General features: G+C 73.9%; 9 protein-coding genes. 7 read left to right on the top strand and 2 right to left on the bottom strand.

Annotated features, from left to right (window positions below; genetic code table 11):
* Positions 1-75 precede the first annotated feature (75 nt).
* From GA0070213_RS00450 to GA0070213_RS00425, 6 genes are all read left to right on the top strand, one after another.
* Positions 76-4,233, top strand: coding sequence for a SpoIIE family protein phosphatase (locus GA0070213_RS00450; RefSeq protein WP_091055387.1), 4,158 nt, complete (start codon positions 76-78; stop codon positions 4,231-4,233).
* Positions 4,230-4,529, top strand: coding sequence for an STAS domain-containing protein (locus tag GA0070213_RS00445; protein WP_091055384.1), 300 nt, complete (start codon positions 4,230-4,232; stop codon positions 4,527-4,529). The genes GA0070213_RS00450 and GA0070213_RS00445 overlap by 4 nt, the downstream gene beginning before the upstream one ends.
* A gap of 218 nt (positions 4,530-4,747) precedes the next feature.
* Positions 4,748-6,730 carry an alpha-L-fucosidase gene (locus GA0070213_RS00440; RefSeq protein ID WP_091055381.1) on the top strand — a complete coding sequence of 661 codons (1,983 nt, stop codon included), beginning with the start codon at positions 4,748-4,750 and terminating at the stop codon, positions 6,728-6,730.
* A 110-nt stretch (positions 6,731-6,840) separates the two neighbouring features.
* Positions 6,841-7,647, top strand: coding sequence for a hypothetical protein (locus GA0070213_RS00435; RefSeq protein WP_245716189.1), 807 nt, complete (start codon positions 6,841-6,843; stop codon positions 7,645-7,647).
* Between the two features lie 25 nt (positions 7,648-7,672).
* On the top strand, positions 7,673-8,149 hold the full coding sequence (locus GA0070213_RS00430) for a hypothetical protein (RefSeq protein ID WP_245716228.1): 477 nt from the start codon (positions 7,673-7,675) through the stop codon (positions 8,147-8,149).
* Between the two features lie 67 nt (positions 8,150-8,216).
* The gene (locus GA0070213_RS00425; RefSeq protein ID WP_091055376.1) at positions 8,217-9,470 is read left to right on the top strand and encodes an MFS transporter; all 1,254 of its coding nucleotides are present in this window, start codon (positions 8,217-8,219) and stop codon (positions 9,468-9,470) included.
* Here GA0070213_RS00425 and GA0070213_RS00420 read toward each other — a convergent pair.
* A complete protein-coding gene (locus GA0070213_RS00420; RefSeq protein WP_091055373.1) occupies positions 9,392-12,247 on the bottom strand; it encodes a helix-turn-helix transcriptional regulator in 2,856 nt (951 codons plus the stop codon). The genes GA0070213_RS00425 and GA0070213_RS00420 overlap by 79 nt on opposite strands.
* A gap of 220 nt (positions 12,248-12,467) precedes the next feature.
* On the opposite strand from GA0070213_RS00420, the gene GA0070213_RS00415 reads away from it, so the two are divergent.
* Positions 12,468-12,989: an RICIN domain-containing protein gene (locus tag GA0070213_RS00415; RefSeq protein WP_091055371.1), complete on the top strand. Its 522-nt coding sequence runs from the start codon at positions 12,468-12,470 to the stop codon at positions 12,987-12,989.
* A gap of 55 nt (positions 12,990-13,044) precedes the next feature.
* Here the strand turns inward: GA0070213_RS00415 and GA0070213_RS00410 are convergent, their stop codons facing one another.
* Complete coding sequence (locus tag GA0070213_RS00410; RefSeq protein WP_091055368.1) at positions 13,045-15,234, bottom strand: carbohydrate-binding module family 20 domain-containing protein; 2,190 nt, start codon at positions 15,232-15,234, stop codon at positions 13,045-13,047.
* Positions 15,235-15,371: the final 137 nt, after the last annotated feature.

The following is a 15,371-nucleotide window of genomic DNA, read 5'->3' as shown; positions in this document are numbered from 1 at the left end:
TGTCCGCATGTGCCGCCCTGGGTGGCGCCACGACCTGGACGAGCGGGATCCGATGCGGTGAGGGAGACTCGGGCGATGACCGGCGCTGGCACCGACCCGCGGACACGTGCCGACGTGTTCGCCGTCGACGGCGAGATCGGCCCGGATCTGGCCCGGGTCGACTGGTCCAACCATCCGCTGGGGCCGCCCGACGGCTGGCCGCAGAGCCTGCGCACCGCGGTGCGCATCCTGCTCTCCTCCCGCTTCCCGATGTGGATGGCCTGGGGCCCCGAGCTGACCTTCTTCTGCAACGCCGCCTACCGGCGCGACACGCTGGGCCGCAAGTACCCGTGGGCGCTGGGCCGGCCGGCGAACGAGGTGTGGGCGGAGATCTGGGACGACATCGGCCCGCGGATCGACACCGTGCTGCGCACCGGCGCGGCCACCTGGGACGAGGGGCTGCTGCTGTTCCTGGAGCGCTCCGACTACCGGGAGGAGACCTACCACACGTTCTCCTACAGCCCGCTGCGCGACGACGACGGGGCGCTGGTCGGGATGCTCTGCGTGGTCAGCGAGGAGACCGAGCGGGTCATCGGCGAACGGCGGATGGCCACCCTGCGGGACCTCGGCTCGGACCCGAGCGTGATCCGCACCGAGCAGGAGACGCTCGCCTTCGCCGGCCGCCAGCTCGGGCGCAACCCGTGGGACCTGCCGTTCACGCTGACGTACCTGTTCGGCGACGACGGTGCGGCGCGGCTGGCGGAGGCGACCGGCGTCACCGCCGGCCACCCGGCGGCCCCGGCGACGCTGTCGCCCGACGACCCGGGGGCCCGCTGGCCGACGCGGACCCTGTGCGAGGGCGAGCCGGTCCTGGTGCCGCTGGACGGCGACGGGTTCGCCGACCTGCCGACCGGCGGCTGGCCGGACCCGCCGGTCCAGGCCCTGCTGGTGCCGCTGCGCCAGCAGGGCGGCACGCCGTACGGCTTCCTGGTGGCCGGGCTGAACCGCTACCGCGAACTCGACGACGGCTACCGCGGTTTCGTGGAGCTGACCGCCGGCCACGTGGCCACCGGGATCGCCAGCGCCCGCAGCTACCAGGCCCAGCAGCGGCGGGCCGAGGAGCTGGCCGAGCTGGACCGGGCGAAGACCACGTTCTTCTCCAACATCAGCCACGAGTTCCGCACCCCGCTGACGCTGATCATGGGGCCCGTGGACGAGCTGCGCGGCCGGCTGCGGGACGCCGACGAGCGGACCCGCGAGGAGCTGGAGGTCGTCCGCCGCAACGGGCTGCGCCTGGGCAAGCTGGTCAACAGCCTGCTCGACTTCTCCCGCATCGAGGCCGGGCGGATGCAGGCCCGCTACCAGCCGGTGGACCTGGCCGCGGTCACCGCCGACCTGGCCAGCGTCTTCCGCTCCGCGATCGAACGCGCCGGCCTCGTCTTCGAGGTCGACTGCCGACCGCTGCCCCAGCCGGTGCACATCGACCCGGCGATGTGGGAGAAGGTGGTGCTCAACCTGCTGAGCAACGCGTTGAAGTTCACCTTCGACGGCACCGTCCGGGTGGTGCTGCGCGCCGAGGACGGGCAGGCCGTGCTGCGGGTGGCCGACACCGGCATCGGCGTCGCCGCGGACGAGATGCCCCGGCTGTTCGAGCGGTTCCACCGGATCGAGAACGCCCGGTCCCGGTCCGACGAGGGCAGCGGGATCGGCCTGGCGCTGGTCAAGGAGCTGGTCGGGCTGCACGGCGGCACCATCACCGCCACCAGCGCGCCCGAGCGCGGCACCGAGTTCACGGTCCGGCTGCCGCTCGGCGTCGCCCACCTGCCCGCCGACGCCCTCGCCCCGGCCGGCGCCGGCCGGGCCCCGGTCTCCGCCGAGCCGTTCGTGCAGGAGGCGCTGCGCTGGCTACCGACCGACCCGGCCGCGGGGATGGTCCCGGACGACCCGGCGCCGGTCGACGGGCCGACGCCCGCCCTGTCGGGCCAGGTCGCGACCCGGGTCCTGGTCGCCGACGACAACGCCGACATGCGCGAGTACCTCACCCGCCTGCTGCGCTCCGCCGGGCACCGGGTGCACACCGTCGCCGACGGTCAGGCGGCCCTGGAGGCCGCCCGCACGTACACCCCCGACCTGGTGGTCAGCGACGTGATGATGCCGCGACTCGACGGCCTGCAACTGGTGGCGGCGCTGCGGGCCGACCCGCGGACCGCCGGCACGCCGGTGCTGCTGCTCTCCGCCCGGGCCGGTGAGGAGGCCTCGATCGAGGGGTTGGAGGCCGGCGCCGACGACTATCTGGTCAAGCCGTTCCCGGCCGCCGAGTTGCTGGCCCGGGTACGGGCCAACGTGGAGCTGGCCCGGCTGCGCAACCACCACGCCCGCTGGCGCACCGCGCTGATCGACTCGTTGCAGGAGGCGTTCTTCATCTGCGACTCCGACGGCGCGGTCGTGGAGATCAACGCGGCGTTCACCGACATCCTCGGCTACGGGCCGGAAGGGCTGCCGTACCGGTCGACGCAGCAGCCGTGGTGGCCGGACCCGAAGGCCGAACCCGAGGCACACCGTCAGGTCTCCGCCGCGTTCTCCGTGCTGCTCGGGCAGACCCAGGGCACGTACACCGTGCCGGTGACGCACCGCAACGGGCACCGGCTCTGGATCGCGGCCGCGTTCAACCAGGTCGACGATCCGGACACCGGTCGCCGGGTGATCGTGGGGACGTTCCGCGACGTGACCGCCGAGCACTACGCGGTGCAGCGTGAGACCGCGCTGGCCGGGCTGAGCATGCGCCTGTCCCAGGCGGAGGATCTCGCCGGCGCCCTGCACGGGGTGCTGGACGAGATGCGCAAACTGTGGCGGGCCACCGCCGTGGTCACCGCCGTCTTCGGCGACTCACCCGACCCCGACGTCACCGCGACCGATCCGGCGCTGCGCTGGGAGTCACTGCCGGACGCGCGCCGCCAGGCGCTGCTCGCGCTGCGCGACACGCCGCTGCTGACGCCGGTGGCGACCCGGGCACACGGCGCGGGCATCGCGGTGGAGCACCCGGACGGCACGATGGCGCTCTGGATCGACCTGGACGAGAAGCGGCCCTTCACCGAGCAGGACCAGACGCTGCTGGCGCTGCTCGCCGGCCACGTCGGTCAGGGACTGCACCGCGTGCACCAGATCGACCAGCAGCGGGAGACCGCCCTGGCCCTGCAGCGGGCGATCCTCGGCCCGGCCCAACTGCCGGCCGGCTTCGCCGTGCGCTACGCCCCCGCCACCCTTCCGCTCAAGGTCGGCGGCGACTGGTACGACACCGTCGAACTGCCGGACGGGCGGATCGGGATCGTGGTCGGCGACTGTGTGGGCCACGGCCTGCGGGCCGCGACCGTGATGGGGCAGTTGCGCAGTGCCTGCCGGGCACTGCTGCTCCAGGACGCCAGCCCGGGCCGGACGCTGGCGGCCCTGGACCGGTTCGCCGCGATGCTCCCGGGCGCGCAGTGCGCCACGGTCTTCTGCGGCGTGCTCGATCCGGCCACCGGCCGGCTGCGCTACTCCAGCGCCGGGCACCCGCCGGCCATCGTGGTGCATCCGGACGGCACGCCCGTGTTCCTCGACCAGGGCCGCTCCCGGCCGCTCGCGGTCCGCACCGGACGGGACCGCCCGGAAGCCGAGGCCACGGTGCCGGCCCGGGCGACCCTGATGCTCTACACCGACGGCCTCGTCGAGCGGCGCCGCCAGCCGCTGACCGCCGGCATCGACCGGGCCACCGCCACCCTCCAGGAGGGCCGGTCCATCCCGGTCGACGCCCTGGCCAGCGAGGTGATGGACCGGCTCACCCCGGACGGCGGGTACGACGACGACGTGGCCCTGCTGCTCTACCGCCACCCGGGGCCGCTGGAGCTGGACTTCCCCGCCGAGTCGTCGCGCCTGGCCGAGGTCCGCACCGCGCTGCGCGGCTGGCTGGACCGGTGCGGCCTGGCGCCGGCGCACTCCTACAACGTCCTGGTGGCCGCCGGTGAGGCGTGCGCCAACGCCATCGAGCACGGCCACCGGGACAAGCCCGGCGGCCGGATCCGGCTGCGCGCCGCCGCCACCGCCGACGCGCTGCGGGTGAGCGTCACCGACAGCGGGCACTGGCGGGACCAGAACCGCCCGGCGGACCCGAGCCGGGGTCGAGGGTTGGTCCTGATGCGTGCTCTCATGGACAGCATCACCGTGACGCCGGGCGTCACCGGCACGACCGTCGACATGCAGGCAAGGATCATCCGATGAGTACGGCTCTGAAGCTCAGCACCAGCGGTGGCCCCGACGGCACCCGCGTGCTGACCGCGGTCGGTGAGATCGACATGAGCAACGCGGCCGCATTCGGCGCCGCGCTGGACGACGCGGTACGCCCCGACGGCGACCCGCTCGTGGTGGACCTGACCGAGGTGGAATACCTGGACAGCGCCGGCCTGGCGGTGCTGTTCCCGCACGCCGAGCGCATCGCGCTGGTCGCCGGCCCGCTGCTGGAGCCGCTGCTCACCATCTCCGGGCTGGCCGACCTCACGACGGTGCGCAGCGGCTGAGGCGCCTCTGCGCCGGCCGTTTCGGCCGACGACGGTCATCGCGGCGCGGTGAGTCCCCCGGAGTCGACACCTACCCAGCGTCCGGGTATTCATAAGATGTATCACGCCATGGAGCGATGACAGCCGACGCGCGAAGACATTGACGTCGCACGATGAAGCCGCCTAACGTCTGATGTCTAACCGTCGAGCACCCTCACCACCACCCCGGAGGGATCGCCATGTCCCGCTCCCACCTCACCCGTCGCGCCCTGCTGGCCGCCCTCGGCGCGGGCGGCGCCGCGGTCGCCGTCGGCGGAGTCGCCCGCCCGCTGCCCGCCACCGCCGCCATTCCCGGTCCGTCGAACTACGCCGAGACCTGGGCGTCGGTCGGCCAGCATCCGGCCGCGCCCGAGTGGTTCCAGGACGCCAAGTTCGGCATCTACTTCCACTGGGGCGTGTTCAGCGTGCCGGCCTACGCCAACGAGTGGTACCCGCGCAACATGTACAACAACGGCTCGAACGAGAACAACCACCACAAGTCCGTCTACGGTGACCCGGCGGCCTGGCCCTACCACAACTTCATCAACGGAGCCCGCGACAAGGCCGGCACCTTCGTCCAGTTCGCCCCGAAGCTCACATCCGCCGGCGGCAACTTCGACCCCAACGAGTGGGCGCAGCTCTTCGCCGACGCCGGCGCCAGGTTCGCCGGCCCGGTCGCCGAGCACCACGACGGCTTCTCCATGTGGAACAGCCAGGTCAACGAGTGGAACTCGGTGGCCAAGGGCCCGAAGCTCGACCTGCTCAAGCTGCACACCGACGCGATCCGCGCGCGCGGCATGAAGGTCATGGTCGCCATGCACCACGCGTACAACTTCACCGGCTTCTACCAGTGGGCGCCGCAGCAGTCCGACGCCAGCCTGCGCAAGCTCTACGGTCAGCTCGGCACCGCCGCCGAGGAGCAACTCTGGTACGACAAGCTGCGCGAGGTGATCGACCAGTCCCAGCCGGACATGATCTGGCAGGACTTCAACCTGCCCCGGATCAGCGAGGCACAACGCCTGCGGTTCCTGGCCTACTACTACAACCGGGCGGTGGCGTGGGACAAGGAGGTCGTCGCCACCTACAAGGACGGCCTGGATCTCGGCGGGACGGTCTTCGACTACGAGCGCGGCGGCCCGGCCGCGCGGCGCGACCCCTACTGGCTCACCGACGACAGCATCAGCAGTTCGAGCTGGTGCTACACGGTGGGAATCGGCTACTACTCGCTCAACCAGATGCTGCACTCGCTGCTGGACCGGGTCAGCAAGAACGGCAACATGGTGCTCAACATCGCGCCGATGGCCGACGGCACCATCCCGAGCGGGCAGCGCACCATCCTGCTCGGCATCGGCGACTACCTACGCCGCTTCGGCGAGTCCGTCTACGCCACCCGCGCCTGGACCACGTTCGGCGAGGGCCCGACGCAGATGGGCGGCGGCTCCTTCAGCACGCCGCGCGCCGGCACCGCGCAGGACATCCGGTTCACCCGCAACAAGGCCAACACCGTGCTGTACGCGACGATCCTCGGCTGGCCGGGCAGCTCGGTGACCATCACCACGCTGGCGGCGAACCGGATCAACCTGAGCAGCCTGGCCGGCGTGCAACTGCTCGGGTCCACCGCCGGCAGCTACGTCAACCTGCCGACCCGTACCCAGGACACCGGCGGCCTGCGGATCACGCTGCCCTCGTCCTCCGCGCCGTTCAGCGCGCCCGCCTACGTGCTCAAGCTGACCTTCAACGGCACCATCCCCGCGCCGGGCGGCGGCTCGACCACCTGGCAGCGGATCACGAACGTGACCAACGGCCTGGCCCTGGACAGCGGCGGCAACGTCGCCTCCGGGTCGGCGCTCAAGCAGTGGAGCTGGGACGGCAGCACGAATCTCCAGTGGCAGCTGGTCGACCTGGGCACCGGCTACCACCGGATCGTCAACCGGACCAACGGCATGGTCGTCGACGGCTTCGGCCAGACCACCAACGGCGCCAGCGCTCAGCAGGCCGCGTGGAACGGCGGCAACACCCAGCAGTGGCAGCTCACCGACCAGGGCGGCGGTCGCTACCGGATCGCCAACCGGGCGACCGGGCTGGTGCTCGACGGCGGCGGCCAGGTGGCCTCCGGGTCCCCGGCCAAGCAGTGGACCTGGGACGGCAGCACGAACCTGATGTGGACGATCACCGGCGTGTGAGCGACGACGTGTTAAGCGGGGGCCCCGCCTCTACCGATTGCGTTAACAGGGGCCCCCGCCTTACCGACCACGGCCGGTCCGGGTTGCCACGCGGCGGTACGGTGTCGCGGATGGACGGGGATCGGGTGACCGGGCGTGGTGTGTCGCGATCCGGCCGCCGCCGGACGCGGGTGATGGCCGGCGTGGCGGTCGCGTTGACGCTGACCGGGTGCGGCGATCATCGCGGCGACGTGCTGGCCGAGGACACGGCGACGGCCGACGCGAAGCACCTCAACGAGGCGCTGGGGGATCGCAGCCGCCCCCGCGACGCCGCGTCGATCGCCGCGACCGAGATCCCGGTGGAAGCCCGGCCGCTCGCGGAACCGGAGGAGGGCTCGACCGTACGCCGGGAGGTCCTGGCCTGGTCGGGTCGCGTCTTCGGCGACGAGCTGGCCACCATCGACGTCCGGTTCGTCGTCTCCGTGCCGCAGCGGTCGGCGCGCGCGTTCGGCGACACCGGGCACACCGCCGGCTCGGCCACCCGCTGCTACCGCTACGAGCTGCGGCTCTATCGCTCCACGTCCTACCGGGAGATCGACTGCCCGTCCGGGGCCGCTCCCCCGCCGCCCAGCGCCGCGCCGGTGCCGAAGGTTCCGGACGACGGACGCGCGCGACTCACCGCGGTGCTGCGCACGGCCACCCCGGAGACGCTGGCCGGCGCGGTGCGGGCCGCGTTCCCGCAGGAGTGGATCACCGTCGACACGACGACTCACGAGGGCGCGCTGGTCGCCGCCGTGGGCGTGCCGGCGGAACGGGACTGCCTGCTGCTGGTACGCACGCCGGCGGGGCGGATCGAGACGCCCGGGTACGACCGGGAGTGGCTGGAGCCGGGCGAGACCGGCTGCCGGACCGGCCTGTACGTCGCCCCACCGCGCTGATCCGTCAATGTAGCGTTGACAGGTGATCCCGGAACCGACGCGGCTGGCCGAGATCGGGGCCGCCCGCGCCCGTCTGGACGAGCGGGAACTGGAGCTGATCGACCGGGCCCGGCACGACGGCGTCACCTGGGCGCGGATCGCCGACGCCCTGGGCCTGAGCAGCCGGCAGGCCGCCGAGCAGCGCCGGCAACGGCTCGTGGCGGCCCGCCGTTCGCGGTTGGGGCGGCTCGACCGGGCCTGGTCGGTCGAGGTGGTGGCGCTGCGGGCGGCGGTCGCCGACCTGGACCGGTGGATCGCTGCGGATCGGGCGTGGGACGGCCGGTTCCGCCGGGCGGCGCTGGCGCGCCATACGTGCGCGTCGGCCCGGGACGCCCCGCCGGGACCGCTGTTCGCGCTGGCCGCGTACCTCGTCGGCGACCTGGTGAAGGTCGGACCGCGACTGCCGGCGCCGGCCCGGGAGGCCGCCCGGCGAATCGCGGCGACCGTGTCAACGAAACATTGACGGCCTTGCTTCGCCCACGCTCAAGAATTGAGGATGTGAGTCTTCCCCGCTCGATCTCGGAGGGCTCATGCGCCGCAACGCCGTGCTGTTCGTGGCCATCTCGCTGCTCTCCGGGCTCGGCGGCAGCGCCATGTCGTTGGTCGCCGGCATCTGGGTGCTCGACCTGACCGGTTCCACCGGGCTGGCCGCGCTCGCCGGGCTCTGCGTCTACGCCCCGGTGCTGGCCGGCCCCTGGCTCGGCGGGCTGCTCGACCGCGCGCCGCGCCGGCCTCTGGTCATCGGCGTCAACCTGGCGCTGGCCGCCGCCCTGCTCAGCCTGCTCGCGGTGCACGGGCCGGGCCAGGCGTGGCTGATCTTCACGGTCCTGTTCGCCTACGGCGTCAGCTACGTGCTGATCGACGCCGGCGAGACGGCGTTGCTGCCGGCGGCGCTGCCCCCGGCGCGGCTCGCCGACGTCAACGGCTGGCGGTCCAGCGCGCAGGAGGGCATGAAGCTGGTGGCGCCGCTGGCCGGGGCGGGCCTCTACGCGTGGCGGGGCGGGCACCCGGTCGCCGTGCTCAGCGCCGTCGTGCCGGTGCTCGTCGCCGTCGGGTACGGCGCGCTGCGGTTGCGGGCCACCACCTCCGACGCGGCCCGGGGCGACCGGCCCGCGGCGGCGGCGCGCCCACCCGGCCTCCGGGTCGGACTCGCCGTCCTCCTGCGCCGGCGCGCGGTGCGGGTACCCGTCGCGCTCGCCGCGGTGTCGATCGCCATGTCCGGCTTCACCACCGCGGCGCTCTACGCCGTGGTGGTCGAGGAGCTCGCCCTGCCGTCGACGTTCCTCGGCGTGCTGGCCAGCGCACAGGGCGCCGGCTCGGTGGTCGCCGGGCTGGTCGTCGGCCGGCTGGTCGCCCGCCGGGGCGCGTCCGCGGTCGGCGTCGCCGGCGCGGCGCTGTTCGCCGCCGGCTGTCTGGGCCGCTGCCTGCCCTGGTGGCCGGCCACGGTGACCGCCTCCGCGATCGTCGGCGTGGGTCTGCCGTGGACGCTCGTCGCCGCCGTCACGGCGGTGCAGACGCACACGCCCGCGGAGCTGCTCGGACGGGTGGCCGGCACCGCGAACACCGCGATGTTCGGGCCGATAACGCTGGCCATCCCGCTCGGCTCGGTCGCCGTGCACGCCGGCGGGCGGCCCCCGCTCGTCGCCGCGGCCGGGGCGTGCCTGGCCGCCGCGCTGGTCGCGATCGCCCCGGCCGGGTGGAGGCGTCAGCCCGGTTCGGACGACGAGAGGCGGGCCAGGTGGCGGATCAACTCCGGCCGCGAGCGGAGCTGCAACTTCCGGTAGACGTTGCCGAGGTGGTACTCCACCGTCTTCGGCGACAGAAAGATCCGGGTGGCGATCTCCCGGTTCGTCAGCCCGTCCGCCACGTGCAGGGCGATCTGCCGTTCCTGGCTGGTCAACCGGTCGACACCCCGGTCGTCGGGGGCCGGCGCCCGCCGGCCGGTCGCGTCGATCTCGGCCCGGCAGCGTCGCGCCCACCCCTGGGCGCCGGCCGTCTCGAACAGCCGCAGGGCGGCATGCAACTGGACCCGCGCGTCGCGACGCCGCTTCGCCCGACGCAGCCGCTGGCCGTGGTCGAACAGCGTCCGCGCCCGCTCCAGCGGGGCGTCCGCCCCGTCACCGCGGGCCAGCGCCGCCGCGAACGCCTCGTCCAGGTCCGGTTCCGGGGCGAGCAGGGCGGCGACCCGCGCCGCCACCACCCGGGCAGCGACCCGGCCGTCGCCCAGCTCCGCCAGCAGCTCCGCCGTCCGCTCCGGGCGGCCCAGCCGGGCGTACGCCTGGGCCAGCTCGCCGACCACCGGGAGCCAGCCCGGCTCCACCATCCCGCCGCGACGCTGGGCGGAGCGGATCCACTCCAACTCGGTCACGGCCTCGCTCCAGCGCGCCGCGACGACCGACGTCATGGCGGTGGCGTACCGGAGCCGCACCTCGACCTCGCGGAACTCCGCCGGCAGGAGCCGGCGGGCGTCCTCGACACGCGCCAGCGCCCGCGACTCCGCGCCCAGCAGGGCCTCCACGACGGCGAGCCCGGCCAGGGCCTCCGCCCGCAGCAGCGGCAGGGCCACCTGCTCGGCGATCCGCACCGCCTCGGTGGCCGCCCGGTAGGCGTCGTGCAACCGGCCGCCCCGCCACTCCAGCTCGGCGAGCCGGGGCAGGGCGTACGCCAGCAGGAACATGTCGTCGCTCGCCCGCGCCCGCTCGATCTCCGGTGCCAGCAGCGCCCGCGCGGCGTCCTGGTCGTCGAGCCAGCAGAACACCTCGGCCAGTTCCGCGGCCGAGCCGTCGGCGTGACCGGCGCAGACGGCGACGCACTCCCGGGCCAGCGCGGCACCCTCGGGCAGCCCGGCCAGCACCTGCGCGGCGGCCAGTCGGATCAGCCCCTTGGGCCAGGGCGGGCCGCCGGCCGTCGCGGCGAGCGTCGCGACCCGCGTGCACAGCGGCAGCATGCCGGTGATGTCGAACCGCGCCCAGAACTGGTTGACCCCGGCGCTCATCAGCTTGGCCGCGCCGAGCGGATCGACGCCCGCGTACGCCTCCGCCTCGGCCAGGAACGTCTCGTCGCGCACGGCGGCGCCGCCGTGCTGGTGGGCGAGGTGGACCAGCAGCGGCTTCACCCGGCACACCAGGTCGACCCGGCTGGTGAGCCTGAGCGCCTCCTCCCCCAGCGCCACGGCGTGCCGGCCGGCGCCCGCGTTGGCCCAGACCCGGGTGGCGCTCATCAGGCGCGACGCCCGTAGGTCCAGGTCCGGGGTCAGGCGCGCCGACCGCTCGTACGCCCGCGCCTCGGCCACCACCCCGCCCCGCCGCTGCGCCCGCTCGGCCGACCCGGCCAGCAACGCGGCCACCCGCTCGTCCGGTGCGGTCGTCGCGGCGGCGAGGTGCCAGGCCCGGCGGTCGGCAGCGTCGGCGTCGGTCAGCACCGAGGCGATCGCCCGGTGCGCCGCCCGGCGTTGCCCCGGCCCGGCGACGGAATGCACCGCGGCCCGGGTCAGCGGGTGGCGGAACGTCACCTCCCGGTCGGCCACCCGGATCAGCCCGGCGTCGACCGCCGGATCGAGCACGTCCAGGTGCAACCCCTCCACGGCCAGCACCTGCGCCAGCAGCGTCGGCCCGGTCGTACCGGCCACCGCGCAGACGACCAGCGCGCGCCAGGTCGCCTCCGGCAGACCGTGGGCGTGCGCCAGGACGCTCGTGCGGATGCGGTCCGCCAGCACCAGCGGCTGGTCCAGCGGCAACCAGCCGTGCCGGTGCTCCTCGCCCAGCGTCGCCGGCAGCTCGATCAGGGCCAGCGGGTTGCCGGCGGTGGCCGCCGCCAGGTCGGTGGCGGCCCGCCGGTCGAGCCCGGCGCGCATGGCGAGCCGGACGGCGGCGTCGGGCGCGAGCCCGGCCACCGGCAACTCCGGCACGCCGCGCGCCTCGAAGCCGGGGACGTCGCGGGCGGCGAAGACCACCGCGACGCGGTCGGCGAGCAGGCGCCGCGCGGTGAACAGCAACGCCTCGGCCGAGGCGGGGTCGATCCAGTGCGCGTCGTCCACCAGGCACAGCACCGGCGTACGCTCGGCCGCCGTCGTGAGCAGCGTCAACGTCGCGACGTACGCGGCCAGCCGGTTGACCGTGCCGGACCCGCCGTCGATGGCCAGCACGGTGCGCAGCGCGTCGGCCTGGCGTGCCGGCAGCTCGTCGAGCCGGTCCAGCAGCGGGCGCACCAGCTCGTGCAGCGCGGAGAACGGCAGCTCCGCCTCGAACGGCACCCCCGTCGCGCGCAGCACCCGCATCCCGGCGGCGTGCGCGGCGCAGTGGTCCAGCAGGGCCGTCTTGCCCACGCCCGCCGCGCCGCGCAGCACCAGGGCCCCTCCGCGACCGTCCACGGCGTCGGCCAGCAGGCCGGTCAGGTGGCGGCACTCGTCGGCCCGGCCGAGCAGGTCGTCCCCACCGCCGTCGACGACAGTGCCGGCCCCGGCCGTCGTGCCGCGGTCGTCGAAGGCCGTGCCGCCGTCCACTTCCGTGCCGCGCCCGGCTGCCGTGCCGCCGGCGGCGGCCGGAACCGCCGTTCCCCCCATGGCCGCACGTTAGCCGCTGATCCGTTCCGGACCGACGGTGGCGACACGTTCCCGACAGCGACCCGTCGTGGCCGCATCGACTAGGAGGTTCCCGGATCCGGGCGACGCCGGCCGTCCCTAGCGTCGTCACCAGCCGGGAAGCGGTGCCGGGGGGCGGGACGACCCGGATCGGCGCGTCCCGGCGCAGGGAAGCGGGTTCGAGTCGAGGGGAGACACGGCAATGATCAGAAAAAGGGTCGGCGGGGTACTGGCGGCGGGCGTGCTGGCCACCGGGCTCGGGGCGGTCCTCGCCCCACCGGCGCAGGCGGCGAGCGGCTACTACGGCATCGTCAACTACGGCAGCGGCAAGTGCCTGGAGGTGGACCGGTACGGCGCGCCCTCGTCGCTGGGCGGGCTCGTCGTGCAGCGGACCTGCGACGGGCAGGCCGTGCAGCACTGGTCGCCGGTCGGCCAGAGCCCCTACACGTTCGTCAACCGGTTCAGCGGCATGTGCCTGGACGTCCGCAACGCGGTCAACGCCGACGGCACACCGCTGCAGCAGTGGGCCTGCACCGGCACGTCGAGCATGAAGTGGACGCTGAACCCGAACTCGTTCACCGGCGTGCACCAGGTCAAGTCCCAGGTCGGCGGCCGGTGCATGGACGTGCGCGCGGGGTCGTCCAGCGACGGCGCGACCGTCCAGATCTACCACTGCACCGGGTTCGGCAATCCGGCCCAGGTCTGGTCGTTCTCGCCGGCCTGACCGCCGGTCGCGGCCCGTCCCCCGCTGCGGGGACGGGCCGCGCCGGGTCCGGTCGTCAGCGCCAGGTGTCGGTGGTGGCGCGGGTGCCGCCGGCCGGGGTGGTGAAGCTCCGGTTCGCCCCGGACTCCCAGGTCACCGAGCCGTCCGGGTTCTTCTTCACGTACTTGTACTCGACCGCGGTGTTCGGCGGCAGGTCCACCGTGGCCCGCCACACCGGGTAGGTGGCCGCGGAGAGCGCCACCCCGTTGGCCGGGTTCCACCCGCCCAGCGCCGCGACGTTGCCGACCACGAACACGTTCTGCCCGTAGGCGGTGGTCGCGGTGACCGCGAACGAGGTGGCCACCGCCGTCGAGACGGTGTCGCCGCGGAACGTCTCGGTCACCGCGTACGTGCCGGCGGACGGCGTGGTGAGGCTCCGGTTCGCGCCGGACTCCCAGGTGACCGCGCCGGCCGTGGTCACCTTGACGAACTTGTACTCGACCGCCGTGGAGCGGGGCAGGGCGACGGTGGCACGGTAGGCGCCGCCGCCCTGGGCGGTGAGCTTGACGCCGTTGGCCGGCGTCCAGGAGCCCAGCTCGGGGACGTTGCCGACGACGTACACGTCCTGTCCGGCGGCCGGGGTGGCGCTCACCGTGAACGTGGTGGCGACCCGGTCGGTGGGGTTGGTGGTCGGGGACGCGGTCGGCGAGGGCGTCGGGGACGCGGTCGGCGAGGGGTTCGCGCCGGCGCGGGCGTTGACGTGAACCGCGACCGCGCCGTTGGCCGGGACGGTGACGGTGGCCCGGCCGCCGGAGACGGTCACCGTGCCGCCGGTGCAGCCGGCGGCGTCGGCGACTCCGGAGATGACGTCGCAGTAGCGGCCGTCGGCCAGCCCGGTGGTGAACGTGGCGGTGGCGGCCGAGCCGGAGTCGTTGATGCCGATCCAGGCCCGGTCACCCCGGTGGAAGCCGATCACGTTGCTGTTCACCGTGGTGAAGTCGGAGACCGTCTTCACCGGCCGGGCGGTGTTGGCCCAGCCGACCATGCCCTTGATGCCGGCGCTGCGGCTCAGGCAGTTCCAGGCCGCGCCGCAGGCCGTGTCGGTGACGCGCCCGGTGCCGTCGCTCGGCGGGGACTGGTTGCGGTTCGACCAGGTGAAGCTGTCGTAGACCGACGGCTTGCCGTGCGGATACGCCAGTGCGAAGTAGTTGGCGAGCACGTAGTCGGTGCCGTTCTTGTACGACAGGACCACGCCGTCGCGTTCCAGGTCGTGGTTGGTGACCATGGCGAAGACGTTGGCGCTCGGCGCGTCGAGGTTCCAGTTCGGCACGTTGGCCAGCGTGGAGATGGAGCCGAGGAACGCCGAGCGGATGCCCTTGGCGTACCCGAAGTCGAGCACGTCGCCGTTGCCGGTGAACGCCCGGGCCTGCAACGCCGGGTTGCTGGATCCGTCGAAGATCTCCTGGGCGACGTACGGGCGGCGGCCCTCGGCGACGGTGTCGTCCAGCTTGCCGATGATCGCCGCGAAGTCGTCCTTCCTGATGTGCTTGACCGCGTCCACCCGGAAGCCGTCGACGCCGAGCCCGATCAGGTCGTTCAGGTAGCCGGCGATCTTGTCGCGGACCGGCTCCTTCTCGGTGTAGAGGTCCGACAGGGACAGCAGCTCGCAGCTGGTCACCTGGGCCTCGTTGTTCCAGTCGCTGATGCCGCCGCCGGTCGGGCAGTTGTCCCCCGGCCGGTGGAAGTCCCCGCTGCCGTACGGCACGGCCGGGTAGCCGTAGCCGGAGAACTCGGTGCCGGCGTAACCGCGCGTGCCGGCCGGGTTGTTGGTGCCGGCCATGTGGTTGACCACCGCGTCGACGTAGACCCGCACACCGGCGGCGTGGCAGGCGGTGACCATGGCGGCGAACTGCTGCCGGTTGCCGAACCGGCTGTCCAGTTTGTACGACACCGGCTGGTACACCTCGAACCAGGGGTGCACGCCGTCGGGGCTGTTCGGCAGGCTGACCGACTCCTGCGGCGGGGCCACCTGCACCGCGCCGTAGCCGGCGGGTCCGAGGTAGTCGGTGCAGGCGGCGGCGACCGAGGGCCAGTTCCACTCCCAGAGGTTGGCGGTCACCTCGCTGTCGTTGAGGGTGACGGCGGCACGGGCGGGGGTGGCGGCGGTGGTGGCGGTGACGACGGCCGTGCCGCCGGCCGCGACGAGCGCGGCGGCGAGCAACAGGCGGCCGGCCCGGCGTCGCGGGTGTGGCCTGGCGGATTCCATGGCAGGGGGACCTCTTCCGGGTGCTCGAAGGGGTGCGCGGGGGTGGACGGCCGTCCGGGTGCGACAACGATGCGGCATTCATGAAAGCCTTTGCAATACCTTGCGGCAAAGTTTTCGAAACCGGCGCGCAACACCCG

This window comes from Micromonospora humi, from assembly GCF_900090105.1.
Taxonomy (GTDB): domain Bacteria; phylum Actinomycetota; class Actinomycetes; order Mycobacteriales; family Micromonosporaceae; genus Micromonospora; species Micromonospora humi.
The sequence above is the reverse complement of the archived record's forward strand: the minus strand, read 5'-3'. Positions and strand labels throughout refer to the sequence as shown.